At 68.8% G+C, this 15,278-nt stretch carries 14 protein-coding genes; 7 read left to right on the plus strand and 7 right to left on the minus strand.

What is annotated here, in order from left to right; genetic code table 11:
• The first annotated feature begins 26 nt into the window (after positions 1-26).
• From NO345_RS02675 to NO345_RS02700, 6 genes are all read left to right on the plus strand, one after another.
• Complete coding sequence (locus NO345_RS02675) at positions 27-1,322, plus strand: ABC transporter substrate-binding protein (protein ID WP_256296244.1); 1,296 nt, start codon at positions 27-29, stop codon at positions 1,320-1,322.
• A 3-nt stretch (positions 1,323-1,325) separates the two neighbouring features.
• Positions 1,326-2,240: a branched-chain amino acid ABC transporter permease gene (locus NO345_RS02680; protein ID WP_256296246.1), complete on the plus strand. Its 915-nt coding sequence runs from the start codon at positions 1,326-1,328 to the stop codon at positions 2,238-2,240.
• Entirely contained in the window at positions 2,237-3,280 is a 1,044-nt protein-coding gene (locus tag NO345_RS02685; RefSeq protein WP_256296248.1) for a branched-chain amino acid ABC transporter permease, read from the plus strand. The genes NO345_RS02680 and NO345_RS02685 overlap by 4 nt, the downstream gene beginning before the upstream one ends.
• Complete coding sequence (locus NO345_RS02690; RefSeq protein ID WP_256296250.1) at positions 3,277-4,032, plus strand: ABC transporter ATP-binding protein; 756 nt, start codon at positions 3,277-3,279, stop codon at positions 4,030-4,032. Before NO345_RS02685 ends, NO345_RS02690 begins: the two co-directional genes overlap by 4 nt.
• Positions 4,026-4,793, plus strand: a complete 768-nt coding sequence (locus tag NO345_RS02695; RefSeq protein WP_438266756.1) for an ABC transporter ATP-binding protein — start codon at positions 4,026-4,028, stop codon at positions 4,791-4,793. The genes NO345_RS02690 and NO345_RS02695 overlap by 7 nt, the downstream gene beginning before the upstream one ends.
• Positions 4,794-4,882: 89 nt before the next feature.
• Positions 4,883-6,181, plus strand: coding sequence for an outer membrane protein assembly factor BamB family protein (locus NO345_RS02700; RefSeq protein ID WP_256296252.1), 1,299 nt, complete (start codon positions 4,883-4,885; stop codon positions 6,179-6,181).
• An 8-nt stretch (positions 6,182-6,189) separates the two neighbouring features.
• Here the strand turns inward: NO345_RS02700 and NO345_RS02705 are convergent, their stop codons facing one another.
• The 7 genes from NO345_RS02705 to NO345_RS02735 form a co-directional block, all read right to left on the minus strand.
• Positions 6,190-7,164: an ornithine cyclodeaminase family protein gene (locus NO345_RS02705; protein WP_256296254.1), complete on the minus strand. Its 975-nt coding sequence runs from the start codon at positions 7,162-7,164 to the stop codon at positions 6,190-6,192.
• Positions 7,165-7,645: 481 nt separating this feature from the next.
• Complete coding sequence (locus tag NO345_RS02710) at positions 7,646-8,362, minus strand: class I SAM-dependent methyltransferase (RefSeq protein ID WP_256296255.1); 717 nt, start codon at positions 8,360-8,362, stop codon at positions 7,646-7,648.
• Positions 8,363-8,861: 499 nt separating this feature from the next.
• Positions 8,862-10,265 carry a signal recognition particle protein Srp54 gene (locus NO345_RS02715; RefSeq protein WP_256296256.1) on the minus strand — a complete coding sequence of 468 codons (1,404 nt, stop codon included), beginning with the start codon at positions 10,263-10,265 and terminating at the stop codon, positions 8,862-8,864.
• Positions 10,266-10,530: 265 nt separating this feature from the next.
• Positions 10,531-11,709: a signal recognition particle-docking protein FtsY gene (ftsY, locus tag NO345_RS02720; protein WP_256296258.1), complete on the minus strand. Its 1,179-nt coding sequence runs from the start codon at positions 11,707-11,709 to the stop codon at positions 10,531-10,533.
• A gap of 3 nt (positions 11,710-11,712) precedes the next feature.
• Positions 11,713-12,174, minus strand: a complete 462-nt coding sequence (gene pfdA, locus NO345_RS02725; RefSeq protein ID WP_368407849.1) for a prefoldin subunit alpha — start codon at positions 12,172-12,174, stop codon at positions 11,713-11,715.
• Complete coding sequence (rpl18a, locus tag NO345_RS02730; RefSeq protein ID WP_256296262.1) at positions 12,174-12,350, minus strand: 50S ribosomal protein L18Ae; 177 nt, start codon at positions 12,348-12,350, stop codon at positions 12,174-12,176. Before rpl18a ends, pfdA begins: the two co-directional genes overlap by 1 nt.
• 213 nt (positions 12,351-12,563) lie before the next feature.
• Complete coding sequence (locus tag NO345_RS02735) at positions 12,564-13,778, minus strand: potassium channel family protein (protein ID WP_256296264.1); 1,215 nt, start codon at positions 13,776-13,778, stop codon at positions 12,564-12,566.
• A 128-nt stretch (positions 13,779-13,906) separates the two neighbouring features.
• Between NO345_RS02735 and citZ the strand changes: the two genes are divergently transcribed.
• A complete protein-coding gene (gene citZ, locus NO345_RS02740) occupies positions 13,907-15,043 on the plus strand; it encodes a citrate synthase (protein ID WP_256296266.1) in 1,137 nt (378 codons plus the stop codon).
• The last annotated feature ends 235 nt before the right edge of the window (positions 15,044-15,278 follow it).

Raw genomic sequence — 15,278 nt, forward strand, 5'->3', positions numbered from 1 at the left:
TTTAATGATGCGTGTTACCTACGCTCATGGTTGGAAACAGCGATAGGGTCGTCGACCGGAGAACGTTCCTCAAGATCAGTGGTGCGGGTAGCATCGCAGCGACCGCCGGGTGCCTGGGGCTCGGGGGTGGCGGTGGTGGTGGCGCGATCACCATCGGCCAGCCGGCGGCACAGACCGGTCAGTGGGACTTCCTGCAGCCAGGCGTCTCGAAGGCGACCGACGTGGCGCTGCAGGGTATCAACGACGCCGGCGGACCGCTCGACCGCGAACTCACCCTCGAACGGTCGGACACCTCGGTGAACCCACAGCAGGCACGCACCGTCGTCACGCAGCTCACGGAGAACGAGGACGCCGTCGCGGTGCTCGGGCTGTTCTCCAGCGAGCTCGAACCGATGTACGATTTCCTGCAGGAGCAACAGGTCCCGGTGGTCACGCCGTGGCCGGGGTCGAACTTCCTCGACACCCGTGGCGGCGACCACGGCACGCCCGAGGACGTGAGCGACGACGAGTGGATCTGGCGGACCGTCATCAGCGACACCGTCCACACCGCCGGGGCGGCACTGCGGTCGCTCGACCAGGGCCACGACACCATGGGCATCATCAACGGCACCACCTCCGGGGCACGTAGCTGGGTGGGCGGGTTCCGGAGCGCCTACGAGGCCAACGGCGGCACCGTCGCCGAACAGGTCGAGGTGGCCCAGGGCGAGTCGAACTACCAGTCAGCGCTCGAACGGCTGTTCCAGGCCGACTTCAGTGCGTTCGCGGTGAGCCTCCCGCTGGAGGACGCCATCACGCTCCTGAGCGACTGGGCCGACGGCGGCTATGGCCGTCAGCCCGTGCTCTCGGACCCGCTCTCGCAGAACGAGCTCGCCAACCAGGTCGGCAGCGACCTGAACGGTGCGTGGGCGGCCAGCCCCGGCGAGTCCGGCCCGAACTACGGCACCTTCGAGAGCGCGTACAGCAGCGGCGAGGGCGACGCCGAGATCAACGCCTGGACGCCGCCCGCGTGGGACGCGATCCAGGTCACCGCCCTCGCCATCGAACGCGCCGGCGAGGCGACGCCCGAGGCCATCGAGCAGAACCTCGGCCCCGTCTCGCGCGGCTCCGGCACCGAGGTCGCGGACTTCGCCGAGGGGAAGGAGGCGCTGGCCAACGGCGACGAGATCAAGTACATGGGTGCCGCCACGCCCGTGACGTTCACCCAGTTCGGCAACGTCGTCGGCTCGGTCGTCATCAACGAGGTCCAGGACGGGGCGTTCGGGCAGGTCGAGACCATCCCGGCGGAGGACCTCCGCGAGTTCGTGCCGGAGGGCGAGTACTGATAGATGGGGCTCGCACAGAACCTCATCTTCGGGCTCGTCACGGGCTCGTACATCGCCATCGCGGCCATCGGGTTCACGCTCATCTACGGCATCGTGAACATGATCAACTTCGCGTACGGCGAGTACCTCACCATCGGGGCGTTCATCGGCCTCCTCTCGGCCGGCGCACTCCCCCTGCCGCTGCCCGTGTCGGTGGTCGTCGCGATGGTCGGCGGCGGCATCGCCAGCATCCTGCTCGCGAAGCTGTTCTTCACGCCCATCAACCACACCGGCCCCATCCCGATGCTGCTGACGTCCATCGGGCTCGGCCTCGTGCTCCGCAACGCCATCCGGCTCGTCGCGGGCCGCAGCGCCCGGTACTACGACACCGAGACGACGACCTGGCAGTTCCGGAACGTGCCCGACCTCTCGGTCGGCCCCGTCGACCTGCTCGGGGGCTTCTTCGTGACCTCCCAGCAGCTCATCGTCGTCGGCTGTGCGCTCGGCGTGTTCCTCGTCCTGCACACCGTCCTGACCCGGACCGACGTGGGCATCGCGATGCGTGCGATGAGCGACGACGAGGCACTGGCACGCGTCAGGGGCATCGATACCCAGCTCATCAGGAACAGCGTCTGGGTGCTCGCAGGGATGCTCGCCGGACTCTCGGGCGTGCTGCTGGGCATCCAGACGAACGTCAGCGTCACGACGGGGTTCAGTCAGATCCTCCAGATCCTGTCGGCCGCCATCCTCGGCGGCGCGGGGAGTCCCTACGGGGCGATCGCCGGCGCGTACATCATCGGCGTCGCGCTCGCGCTCTCGACTGCGTTCCTGCCCTCGTCGATGACGGGCATCTCCTCGGCCATCGCCTTCGCCATCCTCGTCGTCGTCCTGCTCGTCAAGCCCAGCGGCATCGCCGGCGCGGAGGTGCGTGAGGCGTGAGCGTCCGCGACTCCCTGCCGGCCCACGACTCCGACACCGCGCTGGTGCTCAGCGTCGTGGCCGTCGTCCTCGGACTCGCCATCGCGTTCACGCCCGTCACGGCGACGATCCCGGGCGACCTCTACGTGTTCTTCGAGGTCGGCATCCTGTTCGTCGTCTACGGCATCCTCGTGCTGGGGCTCGACCTCCAGTACGGCCACACCGGCCTCGTCAACTTCGGCCACGTCGTGTTCTTCGCGGCCGGCGCGTACACGATGGCGATGCTCTCGGCGGTCGACTCGTTCGAGGGCATCGCGCTCGGCTACCCGTGGCCGCTCGGGGTCGTCGCCGCCGTGCTCGTCGCCGGACTGCTCGGCGCGTTCGTCGGAGCCACGTCGCTGCGGCTGCGCGGGGACTTCCTCGCCATCGCGACGCTCGCCACCGCCGAGATCTTCCACACGCTGTTCATCAACTTCACCGACGTCTTCGGCGGGACGACCGGCATCTTCGGCATCCCGACGCCGCTGGGCGACGTCGCTGGCACCCGCGACGCGACGCTCGTGGCGACGCTGCTGGTGTTCGGCGGCCTCACCGCGTTGACGTTCGCCATCGTCGCACGGCTCACCGAGGCACCCTACGGTCGGGTGTTGCGCGCCATCCGCGCCGACGAGCTGGTGACCCGGGCCGTCGGCAAGTCGACGTTCCGGTACAAGATGGAGTCGTTCGTCTACGGTGCCGCACTCGCGGGCTTCGCGGGTGCCATCTTCGCGATGTACAACGGTGCCATCTCGCCGGACTTCTTCGAACTGCAGGTGACGGTGACCATCTGGATCGGGATGCTGCTCGGCGGCGCGTCGAACCACCGCGCGGTGCTCGGCGGCCTCGGCATCATCATGGGCCTGCGGCTGTTCTCGCGGTTCGCCCAGGGCTCTGCGCCCGTCACCGCCGGCGAGTTCGCGTCCATCCGGCTCATCGTGGTCGGGCTCATCCTCATCCTCGTCATCAGGTACCGGCCGGCCGGCATCTGGGGCGACGAACGCGAGCTGGAGGTGGACTCGTGAGCCTGCTCGACGTCGACGGCCTCGTCAAGGAGTTCGGCGGCCTCGTGGCCATCGACGACCTCTCGCTCTCGGTCGACGAGGGCGAGCTCGTCGGCGTCATGGGACCCAACGGCGCGGGCAAGTCGACGTTCTTCAACTGCGTGAGCGGCGTCGTCCAGCCCGACGGCGGCACCGTCCGCTTCGACGGTCGCGACGTCACCGGGGCGGAAACCGAGGTGCTCGCCCGCGACGGGCTGGTCCGGACGTTCCAGCACACCCGCCAGCTCGACACGATGACGGTGCGGGAGAACGTCCGCCTGGCCGCGCCCGGCCAGCCCGGCGAGCAGCCGGTCGCCGCGCTGCTTCGCACCAGCGCCATGCAGGATATCGAGGCCAGGGTGGCCGAGCGCGCCGACGAGCTCATCGAGACGTTCGAGCTCACGCGGCTCGCCGACGAGTACGCGAGCAGCCTCTCGGGCGGCCAGCGAAAGCTGCTCGAGCTCGCCCGCGTGCTGATGCTGGAGCCCGACCTGCTCCTGCTCGACGAGCCGTTCGCCGGCGTGAACCCCACGCTCACGAACGAGATCGCCGACCACATCCGCGGTCTGAACGACGACGGGATGACCGTCGTCGTCATCGAGCACGAACTGGAGACGCTGACCGACCTCGTCGACCGACTGGTCGTGCTCCAGCAGGGCCGCCTGCTGGTCGAGGGCGAGCCCGAGGCCGTACTGAACGACGAACGCGTCATCGACGCCTACCTTGGATCATGAACGACGCAACGACGCTCGACGACGACACGCCGGACGACACCCGTAGCACGCGGGGCGACCACCTGCTCGACGTGACCGACCTCGACGCGGGCTACGGCGACCTGCAGGTGCTCACCGACGTGGACATGCACGTCGACGAGGGTGAGTACGTCGCCATCGTCGGCCCGAACGGAGCCGGGAAATCGACCCTGATGAAGTCCGTGTTCGGCCTCGCGGACCGCATGGGCGGACGGATAACGTTCGACGGCATCGACATCACCGACTTCCCCCCGGAGGAGGTCATCGAGGTCGGGATGAGCTACGTCCCCCAGAGCGAGAACGTGTTCCCGTCGCTCACCGTCGCGGAGAACCTCCGCATCGGCGCGTACATCCTCGACGAGGTGCCCGAGGAACGCAGGCAGGCGGTGTTCGACCGCTTCCCCGTCCTCGAGGAGCGCGGCGACCAGAACGCCGGCACGCTCTCGGGCGGCCAGCAGCAGATGCTCGCCATGGGCGCGGCGCTCATGCTCGACCCCGAACTGCTCCTGCTCGACGAGCCCTCCGCCGGGCTCGCACCCGACCTCGTCGAGGAGATGTTCGACCGCATCGACGAGGTGAACGCCGCCGGCACGTCGGTGCTGATGGTGGAGCAGAACGCGAAGGAGGCGCTCCGGCGCTGCGACCGCGGCTACGTGCTCGCACAGGGCGAGAACCGCTACGAGGGCCCCGGCGACGACCTGCTGGACGACGACGAGGTCAGACGGCAGTTCCTCGGCGGGTGAGGCGGACCCGACCGTCGAACGCCGGGCCGGTCCGCGGACCGTCGCGTTGTCCCACCAATTTTTACCCAGACCAGTCGTACGTCGGACAGATGCCCTCCACACGACGACGACTCCTCGCGACCGTCGGGAGTGCCCTCCTCGGCGGCTGTGTGGGGTTCGACGGCTTCGGGTCCGGTCGCGGAGACCCACCCGTGCCGGCCCTGACGGAACCCGATGACTGGGCGATGCCCGACTACGACGCCGGGAACACGCGTTCGCCGCCGGGGTACGCCGCGCCCGACGATCTCGATACAGCCGCCGACTGGACGGTCGAGTTCACCGAGATCGAACCGGACGACGTCGCCGGCCCCGTGGTCGCCGACGGGGTCGCGTACGTCGCACTGGCGGGCCGCCGGCGAGGACGGGAGGCGGAACGGCTCGTCGCGCTCGACGCCCGGACCGGCGACGAACGCTGGCGGGTTTCGGGACCGGGCGGCAGGGACGCGTCTCCGCCGGTCGTCTCGGGGGAGACCGTCTTCTGGCTCACGTCTGCCGGGGAGCTACGCGCGCTGCATCCCACCGACGGGTCTACCCGGTGGACACGCGACGTGCGGAACCACAGTCGCCAGGTCCCGGCGCACGGACTCGTCCTGACGGTGCGGGGGAGCCACTCGAACCCCCGCCTGGCAGCCATCGACCCACGGTCCGGGACGCCGTACTGGACCAGGAGCGAGGGGGAACGGGGCTGGGACGTCCTCGCGGCCGACGACGACGCGTTCTACGTCAGACTCGGAGCCGCCACCGACGACCAGCCCGTCGAGTTCCACGCCCTGGACCCGCTGACCGGGGAGAGCCGCTGGTCGACCTCGCGTGTGGAATCGAGGGGTGCGACCGTCCACGCTGGAACCGTCTACTGCTCGAGCGGTCGACCCGACGCACGGGAGCTGCTCGCGTTCGATACCGGGCGGCGGGACGCCGAGTGGTCGGAGATACACGACCTCCAGCGGACCGACGACGGCGTCACCACCAACGGTGCACAGAACGTCGCGGCCGTCACCGACGACCTGCTCCTGCTCCACTACGACTTCCACGGCGCGACACACGACCGCATCGAGGCCCGTGACCCCGACACCGGCGACGCGCTGTGGACTGTCGCGGGGACCGGCGACGACCCGGTGTTGTACGCCCCGCCCGTCGTCGCCGGGAACCGGGTGTACCTCGTCCAGTGGCGCTACGACGACGCGGGAGACACCGACAGCACGCTTCGCGTCCTCGACCGGGACGGCGGTGACGAACTGACGCGCCTCGACCTGCCCGAACCGACCGTCACGGCCCCCGTCGTCGCGGACGGTCGGCTGTTCCTCCGGACGGAGCCGACTGCTCGCAGTGCCGGGATCAGCGTGCTGTAGCTGTCGCCTCAGAACGACTGCTCGATCCCGATTCCCTCCTCGGTCGCCGACTCGTACACCGCCGCAGCCGCCGCCGCGTCGAGCACCGCGGTCCCGACGCTCTCGACCACCAGAATCTCCTCGTCTGACTCCCGCCCCGCCTCGCCCTCGAACACCGCCGAGAGCGGGATGAGGTCGTCGACGGTCAGGTCAGTCGCGAGCAGGTCGCCGATTTCGGCGACCTCCTCGGGTACGTCCGCGAAGACGCGGGCGGCGCGGTCGAACACCGCCGGTTCGAGCTCCTGCATCTCGCCGGTGTACGCGCCGACGGCGACGACGAGCGTGCCCGGCGCGAGCGCGTCGGCGGGGAACACCGGTTCCGGGCTGGTCGTCGCAGTCACGACCACGTTCGAATCCTCGACCGCTGCCTCCGCGGAGTCGACGGCTTCGGCCGGGATGTCGTGCCCGCGGAGGTCGGCCGCACAGTCGTGCCGGGAGTCGCTCGGCGAGTAGACTTTGACCGAGTCGACCGCACAGAGCGCCGCGATAGCGCGGGTCTGCCAGCGCGCCTGCGTGCCCGCCCCGAGCACGCCCACGCGGAGCGGTTCCGACGCCGCCAGCTCGCGTGCCGCCAGCCCGCCGATACAGCCCGTCCGGGCGTTCGTGATGCGCCCGCCGTTCATGAACGAGACTGGCTCGCCGGTCCGGGCGTCGGCGAGCACGACCTGCGCGTGGATGGTCGGCAGCCCGCGCTCGGCGTTGCCCTCGTGAACCCCCACGAGCTTCGTCGCGAAGTAGGGCCCGCCGTGGACGTACGCCGGCATCGCCAGACCCATCCCCAGCGGCTCCGCCCCGTCGAGGCCGGTCCCCACGTCGTAGTGCGGGCGTTCGGGACGTTCGACCTCGCCTCGGCCCTGCTTCACGAGCGCGTCCTCCACGACGGGCGCGAGCGACCGGAGGTCGACCAGCGACGTGACCTCGTCGTCCGAGAGTACGAGTACCATGTCGGGGAGTGGCCGGGTGTCGTGTTAACTGTTTGTGGCGGGCCCGACGGTGATCGACCGACCGGTTGCATTGCTCCCCGAGAAACCGGCAGGGCGCGCGGTTGGCGAGACCGCGAGCGCAGCGAGCGTGTCTCGCCGACACTCGCGCGAGGTCTTCGGGAGCGTGCGACCGAAGGCTTGCGAGAGCTTGCTCTCGCAGTGGACGAGGAGCGCAGCTTGCGAGCATCGGTCACGAAACGCTTGCGTTTCGTGAGCACGCCGGAAATCTCTGATTTCCGGAGATGCAGGAGGCTGGGGAGGTTCGAGGGCGGTCGCGGTGCGGGGTGGGACTGAAAGGGGCGAGCTTCTCGGCGAACCCGGAGCCCGCAAGCACCGCAGGCACGAGGAGCACAGCGCGGCTCCCGGGAGCCGAGAAGCTCGGGGCTTTCTGGCTGTTAGCGACTCCATCGAGCCTACAACCAGTACTCGAACACCATCTAGCTCACTTCGCCAGCCGGGCGTTGTAGTACACCTCGTGGTGGTGTTCGACCTCGACAACAGACCACGGCGTCCCGACGCAGATGCCCCGCAGCCGGTCGGGCGAAAAGAGCAGGAAGTGCAGCGCGCGACCGAGAATCCGGTCGCCGTCGCGCGGCTCGTACTCGAAGTGGAAGGTGCGGTGGGCGAAGCCGTCGCGGGGGTCGGGCCGGTAGCCGAACAGGTCGTCGTCGACCAGGTTGGGGTCGTAGTTGTCCACCTGCGCGGTGGCCTCGTCGTCGGTGATATGCGCGAGGTCAGAGAGCAGCGAGCGCACGCCAGCCACCGAGTGTGCCAGCCCGACCTGGGTGCCGTTCAGCAGCACCGACCGGAACCGGTCGCGCTCGAACGGCAGGTCGAACATGTCGGCGACGGCGACGTTCTCGACGCCCCGCTCGCGGGCCGCCTGCACCGCGCCGGGGCTCACGTCGACGCCGAGTACCTCGGTTCCCCGGTCCTCGAAGAAGCGGACGTGCTGGCCCGCGCCACAGCCGAGGTCGAGAACCGGGCCGTCGAGGCCGGCCAGGCGTGCGCGCTGCTCGTCGTCCCAGTCCTCGTGGCTGCCGAAGTAGTTCTCCGCGATGTGGCCGTCCATCCGGTCCTCGCCGTCGACGTACCGACAGTCGCCGAGTTCACCGCGCTGGAAGTCCCGCATCGCCGTGCCGAGTGCGTCTGCTGCCATACAGATGAGCTAACACACCGCAATTGTAATAAAACTGTAATGAAAGGTGGTACCAATCCACAGTTGTGAACGTTTAGCGTCCACGGGGAGCAGCGTCGCCGGTCGGGAGAAAACACTTGACCGACCGTAGAGAACCCCGCGACGTGCATCGTCGTCAACTCCTCCACGCACTCACCGCCACCACCGTCACCACGCTCGCCGGCTGTTCGTTCGGCGGCGAGTACCACGACTTCGAGGCCGACAACCGGCGCGACGACGCCGAAACGGTCAGTGTGGCATGGGACGACACCGAGGAGCAGTTCTCGCTCGCCCCCGGGGAGTCCGTCTCGCGACGCGACCTCCTGCCCGACGATGGCACAACCACCGTCGATGTCGAGGCGAGGCTGCCGACGTCCACGAGCGCATCGAGTGGACCGGAAGCGGCACGCTCCGGGTCAGTATCGATACCCTCGACGTCTCCATCGGCAGAACCTACGACGACTGAAAATCGAACACTCGATTACCCGAACGGCCCGCCACCGCCGCCCATCCCGCCCATGCCGCCACCGCCGCCGCCCTGCTGTTGCATCTTCTTCATCATGCGCTGCATGTCGCCGTCCATACCGCCCTGGAACTGCTTCAGGGTCTGCTCCATCATCTTGTGCTGCTGGAGCAGCTCGCGGATCTTCTCCTCGGGCTGGCCGGAGCCCCGCGAGATGCGTTCGACCTGTGACTGGCCGACCGAGCGCGGGTTCTCCATCTCGTCGTCGGTCATCGAGTCCATGATGACCTCGAAGCTGCGCATGCGCTCCTGGGTGACGTCCATCGCGTCGTCGGGGAGCTGGTCCTTCAGCCCGCCGCCGCCGAAGCCCGGGATCATGTCCATCACCTGGTCGAGCGGGCCCATGCGGTTCATCGCGTCCATCTGCTTTTTCATGTCCTTCAGGGTGAACTTGCCCTGGAGCATGTCCTCCGGGTCCCAGTCCTCTTCCTCCTCCTGGGTCTCCTCCATCGCGCGCTCGACGCGCTCGACGAGCGAGCCCAGGTCGCCCATGCCGAGCAGGCGGGAGATGAACCCCTCCGGCTCGAAGCGCTCGATGTCCTGGACCTCCTCGCCGGTCCCGAGGAAGGCGATGGAGGAGTCCGTCTCGTTGACGGCGGTCAGCGCGCCGCCACCCTTCGCGGTGCCGTCGAGCTTCGTGATGACGACGCCGCCGATGCCGACGGACTCGTCGAACTGCTGGGCCTGCTCCTTCGCGCCCTGCCCGATTGCGGCGTCGAGCACCAGCAGCGAGATGTCCGGGTCGACGGTCGCCTCGATCTCCTCGATCTCCTCGATGAGGTCGTCCTCCAGCGCGTGCCGGCCGGCCGTGTCGACGATGTGGACGTCGGCGTCCTCGGTCGCCTCCAGCCCCTTCCGGGCGATGTCGACCGGGTCGTCGTTGTCGGGGTCGCCGTAGAACTCCACCTCGGCGCGCTCGGCCATCTGCTTGGCCTGGTCGTACGCACCCGGACGGAACGTGTCCGTCTGGATGACCGCCGGGCGGAGCCCCTTCTTCGAGAACCACCACGCCATCTTCGCCGCGGAGGTCGTCTTCCCCGACCCCTGCAGGCCGGCGAGCATGATGGTCTGCTCCTCCAGCGGGAGCTCCGTCGAGTCACCGATGAGGTCGACCAGCTCCTCGTAGACGATGCGGAGGACGAAGTCACGCGCCGGTGTGCCCGACGGCGGCTCCTCCTCCAGCGCGCGCTGTTTGATGTTGTCCGACAGCTCCATCACGAGGGAGACGTCGACGTCCGCCTGCAGTAGCGACCGCTGGATCTCCTTGACGACCTCCTCGACGTCCTCCTCGGAGATGCGTGACTTCCCGCGGAGTTTGTCGAGGGTGCCTCGGAGAGAGCTCCCCAAGTCGTCGAGTACCATTATCGGGTACTCGTACGTGGCTCCCGCCTAAAGGCCTTTTCTCGTCGACTCCGGAAGGACGACTCCGTCCGTGCGGCCACGAATCGCAACCAACCCCTCGATTTGACTACCGAAACTGGCTTCTGGGACCGCTTTTATGCCCGGTCGTCGTAGCACCCCGTGCAGCCTGTCGCCAGCTGTCATCCCCACCCACTTCCATCATCCCGATGGCATCCTGGCGATGCATCTCTCTTTCGCGTGAATCGACCGCAGAAGCGGGCCGCTCCTACTCCTCGCCGCCGAGCAGGCGTTCCACGACGACCTCGGGGTCGAACCGCTCGAGGTGGTCGTATCCCTGCCCGACGCCCAGAAAGAGGATGGGCTTGCCCGTGACGTGGGCGACGGAGATGGCCGCACCGCCGTTGGAGTCGGCGTCGGCCTTCGTCAGGATGGAGCCGTCGATAGTGACGGCCTCGTCGAACTGCTCGGCGCGCCGGACCGCGTCCTGCCCGGCGACGGCCTCGTCGACGAACAGCGTCATGTCGGGGCCGACCACGCGGCCGATCTTCTCGAGCTGGTCCATCAGCCCCTCGTTCGTGTGCAGGCGACCCGCCGTGTCACCGAGCACCACGTCCACCTCGTTCGCCTCGGCGTACTCCACGGCGTCGTAGATGACCGCCGCCGGGTCACCGCCCTGCTGGTGCGAGATGAGCTTCCGGTCGAGCGCTGCCGCGTGCTCGCCGATCTGCTCGTTCGCGCCGGCACGGTAGGTGTCCCCGTTCGCGAGCACCGACGAGTAGCCCCGCTCCTCGAGGTACCGCGACATCTTCGCGATGCTCGTCGTCTTCCCGACGCCGTTGACGCCGGTGAAGATGATGACCAGCGGCTTGTCTGCATCCGCGATGCGCTGGTCGAAGTCGAACTGGCCGACCGAGATGACGTCCAGGAGCGCCTCGCGCAGCGCGTCCTCGACGATGCTCCCGGTCGACTCGGTGAACTTCCGGCGCTCGCCGACGAGCTCCTCCTCGACGCGGTCGAGGATCTCCTCGGCGACGCTCATCTCGACGTCGGACTCGAGCAGCGCCATCTTGAGGTCCCAGAGCGGCTCCTCCAGGTCCTCCTCCTCGATGACGAACTTTCCCGTCGCCGCGGCCTTCACCTTCGCGCCGAAGCCCGTGGAGGTCTCGCCCGCCTCGGGGTCGTCGGCCTCGTCGTCGTCGGCCTCGTCGCCCGACGTGTCCGCAGCCTCGGGGTCGGCGGCCGTCGTCTCCGTGACCGACTCGGCGGCGGACTCGGCAGCCGGCTCGGCGGCGTCGGCCTCTCCGACCGGTTCCGCCGCCGCGGCCTCCGCAGTCTCGCCCTCGGGAGCGTCGGTCGCGGCCTCCTCCTCGGCGGCCTTCTCCTCGGCGGTCTCCTCGACGTCCTCGCGGAAACTGCCGAGCTTCTCCTTCAGGCTGTCGAACATCGCTTACTCGTCGTCGGCCTCTTCCTGCTGCTGGGCCTGCTGCATCTGCTGCTGGAGCTGCTGCTGCTGGGCCTGCTGGGCCTGCTGCTGGAGCTGCTCGTTCTCGCTCTCCAGCTCGGCGATCTCGCCCTGGACGTCCTCGATGCGGTCGTCGAGCGTGTCCTGCTTCGTCTCGAGCGTGTCGATCGCGCCCTCCTGGTCGCGCTCCGCGGCGTAGCCGCCGCCGAGACCGACGACGATCTCGTCGATGTCCTCGACCGTCGCGCGGATGTACGCGTCGCCACCGAGCGGCACCTGCACGACCGAGTCCGTCTCGAGCGTCTCGAGTGCCTCGATGGCCTCGTTCATCTCCGTCTTCTCGTTGCGGAGGTCCTCGACCTCGCCCTCGAGCTCCTCGATCTCCTGCTGGATGGCCTGCATCTCCTGCTGGAGCTGCTGCATCTGACCGCCGCCACCACCGCCCATCATTGTGCCTCGACCTCCGTGACGTCCATCTGCGCACGCTTCAGGTTGTGCTGGCTGCCGAACGTCGCGAACGTGCGCTCACGCGCGACGTTCTCGTTCGGGGCCTCGACTGTCGTCTCGAAGGGGCGGTCCCCCTCGCGTGCCTGGAACGTCCCGCGAACAGTAAACTGACTCATGGGCGCTACTCGGTCGGGCAGATGGAAGAATGTTCCCTTCTGTCCGTGCGCGTGTCGCCCCGAGGTGCTGTTCTCGGGTCGGTGGCGGTTCGCGTCCGCAGGGCGGTCGAGCGTCTCGAGGGCCCCGCTATCGTCGGGAACGGCTCGTTCGATACGCCCGCGACTGCCGGTGTGTTCCGACTGCCGGTCGAACCAGTCGGTACCGGGAGGCGCTCACTCCACGTCGAGGGAGCCGTCGCCGGCCAGCGCCGCCAGTCGCTCCGCACCCGCCCGGGTCCCCTTCGCGATGAGTACGTCGCCGGGGTGGAGCAGGGTCGTGGGGCCGGGCGAGATCTCCCAGTCGTCGCCGTCGGCGTCGGTGTGGCGGACCGCGATGACGCGCATCCCGGTCTCGGTGCGGACCATCTGCTCGCCGAGGGTGGTGTCCGCCAGCTCGGAGCCGGGGGCGACGTCCAGTCGCACGACGACCTCGTCGGACTCGAAGACGGCCTCGGCGACGACGGGGTGGGTGCCCATGCCGCGGAGGACGCCCTCGGCGATCTCGAGCGCGGCGTCGGAGATGACCTCCGTTGCCTCGGCGATGTGCATCAGCCCGCGCAGCGAGACGGGGTCGTCGACCCGGCTGGCGGCCCGGAGGACCCACGCCTCGAACCGGGATTCGAGCGCATCCATCTCTGCCTCGAGTTCGGCGACCTCAGCGGCGAGTGCCTCGCTGTCGTACAGCACCGAGCCGTAGGCGACGTCGACGCCGAGCTCGCTCATGTTCTTCATCAGGACGATGGAGTCGACGGCGCGTTCGAGGTCCTCGATGCCGGGCTCGACGGGGTCGGGGGTGACGTACTCGCCCCCGGTCACGTCGGCGTAGACGCTCGCGAGGTTCTCCTCGACGCCGCGCAGGAGGAGCACGTCGCCGGCCCGGATGTAGTCGTCGCGGTCGGGGTTGAGCCGCCAGTCGCCGCCGCGCCGCATGGCGATGACGCGCACGCCGGTCTCGGTCTCGAGGTTCAGCTCCTCCAGCGTGTGGCCGGCGAGCGGCGAGTCGTCGGCGACGAGCGCGCGGGCGACGGTCTCGATGGCCTCCGGGAGCGCGGTCCGGAGCGCGTCGGGCAGGCCGATCTCCTCGATGACGACCTTCGCCACGTCGCCGGTCGCGTCGCTGATCTTCTCGGTCGCCCCGACGACGCCCAGCACGGGCGCGAGCGCCTCGGCGTCCTCGGGCGACCGGGCGGCCATCATGAGGCTCATCCGGGCGCGCATCTGGAGCACGTCCATGCGTTCCTCCAGCTCGAGCACCTCCTCGGCGACCTCCCGGCTCCCGAGCAGCACCGCCGAGAACGACATGTCGATCATCAACTCGGCGGTGTCTTTCATCTCCGCGAGCACGGCCTTGACGCTCACGGGCTCGTACTCCACGTCACCGACGTCCATACGTCGGGGTTCTCCGGGACGGGAGAAAAGCGTTCGGCCGCCCGTTCCGGGCGACAACCGGCAATTTAGCACGGTAGGGTAGCGAGTAAAGGACAATGTTTTTCGGTGAAGGTTCTAAAGCTCAGCGTATGTCTGACGACCTCAAGAAAGGGCTGGAGGGTGTCCTCGTTGCCGAGTCCGAACTGAGCTTCATCGACGGCGACGAGGGCCGCCTCGTCTACCGCGGGTACGACATCGAGGACCTCGCCCGGGACGCCAGCTACGAGGAGGTGCTCTACCTCCTCTGGCACGGTCGCCTCCCGAATCGGGACGAGCTCGACGAGTTCGCCGCGTCGATGGCCGCCGAACGGGAGATCGACGACGGCGTCATGGCGACGGTGCGCGAGCTCGCCGCCGCCGACGAGGAGCCGATGGCCGCGCTCCGCACCACGGTGTCGCAGCTCTCGGCGTACGACGACGACGCGGCGGCGGACCCGACCGACGAGGACGCGAACCTCCGGAAGGGGCGGCGCATCACGGCGAAGATCCCGACCATCCTCGCCGCGTTCGTCCGCGTCCGCAACGGCGACGAACCCGTCGCGCCCCGCGAGGACCTCGACCACGCGACGAACTTCCTCTACATGCTCAACGGCGAGGTACCGGACGACGTGCTCGCCGAGACGTTCGACATGGCGCTCGTGCTCCACGCCGACCACGGGCTGAACGCCTCGACGTTCACCTCGATGGTCGTCTCCTCGACGCTCGCCGACCTGCACTCCGCGATACCGGGGGGCATCGGCGCGCTCTCGGGCAGCCTGCACGGCGGCGCGAACCAGGACGTGATGGAGGCGCTGCTCGAGCTCGAGGAGTCCGGCAAGGACCCCGTCCAGTGGGTCGAGGACCGGCTCGACGCGGGCGAGCGCGTCCCCGGCTTCGGCCACCGCGTCTACAACGTCAAGGACCCCCGGGCGAAGATCCTCTCCGAGAAGAGCGAGGCGCTGGGCGAGGCCGCGGGCACGCCCCACTGGCACGACTACTCCGTCGCTATCGAGGAGTACCTCACCGAGGAGAAGGGCCTCGCGCCCAACGTCGACTTCTACTCCGCGTCGACGTACTACCAGATGGGTATCCCCATCGACATCTACACGCCCATCTTCGTCATGAGCCGCGTCGGCGGCTGGGTCGCCCACGTGCTCGAACAGTACGACGACAACCGCCTCATCCGGCCGCGGGCCCGCTACGTCGGGCCGATGGACGAGGAGTTCGTGCCGGTCGACGAGCGGTAGAACGCGAGCGAGAACTGCGAGGGCGAACGGGGCGCCTGCGACCCGGAGCGTCTTTTTGGCCCAGCTTTTTCGAGGAGTGGTTCCCGGAGCGAGCGTAGCGAGCGGGGGAACCCGACGATGAAAAAGGTGGTCGTACGACCGCCTCATCCGGCCGCGGGCCCGCTACGTCGGGCCGATGGACGAGGAGTTCGTGCCGGTCGACGAGCGGTAATCGACCCGAGCACACGTCCTCCGT

Source organism: Haloarchaeobius salinus, assembly GCF_024464185.1.
Classification (GTDB): Archaea; Halobacteriota; Halobacteria; order Halobacteriales; family Natrialbaceae; genus Haloarchaeobius; species Haloarchaeobius salinus.

Bases quoted from the DNA above. Each gene is read 5' to 3' on its own strand.
- rpl18a (WP_256296262.1), bottom strand. From the start codon at position 12,350: ATGAGTCAGTTTACTGTTCGCGGGACGTTCCAGGCACGCGAGGGGGAC.
- pfdA (WP_368407849.1), bottom strand. From the start codon at position 12,174: ATGGGCGGTGGTGGCGGCGGTCAGATGCAGCAGCTCCAGCAGGAGATG.
- NO345_RS02715 (WP_256296256.1), bottom strand. From the start codon at position 10,265: ATGGTACTCGACGACTTGGGGAGCTCTCTCCGAGGCACCCTCGACAAA.
- citZ (WP_256296266.1), top strand. From the start codon at position 13,907: ATGTCTGACGACCTCAAGAAAGGGCTGGAGGGTGTCCTCGTTGCCGAG.
- NO345_RS02735 (WP_256296264.1), bottom strand. From the start codon at position 13,778: ATGGACGTCGGTGACGTGGAGTACGAGCCCGTGAGCGTCAAGGCCGTG.
- NO345_RS02675 (WP_256296244.1), top strand. From the start codon at position 27: ATGGTTGGAAACAGCGATAGGGTCGTCGACCGGAGAACGTTCCTCAAG.
- NO345_RS02705 (WP_256296254.1), bottom strand. From the start codon at position 7,164: ATGGTACTCGTACTCTCGGACGACGAGGTCACGTCGCTGGTCGACCTC.
- NO345_RS02680 (WP_256296246.1), top strand. From the start codon at position 1,326: ATGGGGCTCGCACAGAACCTCATCTTCGGGCTCGTCACGGGCTCGTAC.
- NO345_RS02700 (WP_256296252.1), top strand. From the start codon at position 4,883: ATGCCCTCCACACGACGACGACTCCTCGCGACCGTCGGGAGTGCCCTC.
- NO345_RS02710 (WP_256296255.1), bottom strand. From the start codon at position 8,362: ATGGCAGCAGACGCACTCGGCACGGCGATGCGGGACTTCCAGCGCGGT.
- ftsY (WP_256296258.1), bottom strand. From the start codon at position 11,709: ATGTTCGACAGCCTGAAGGAGAAGCTCGGCAGTTTCCGCGAGGACGTC.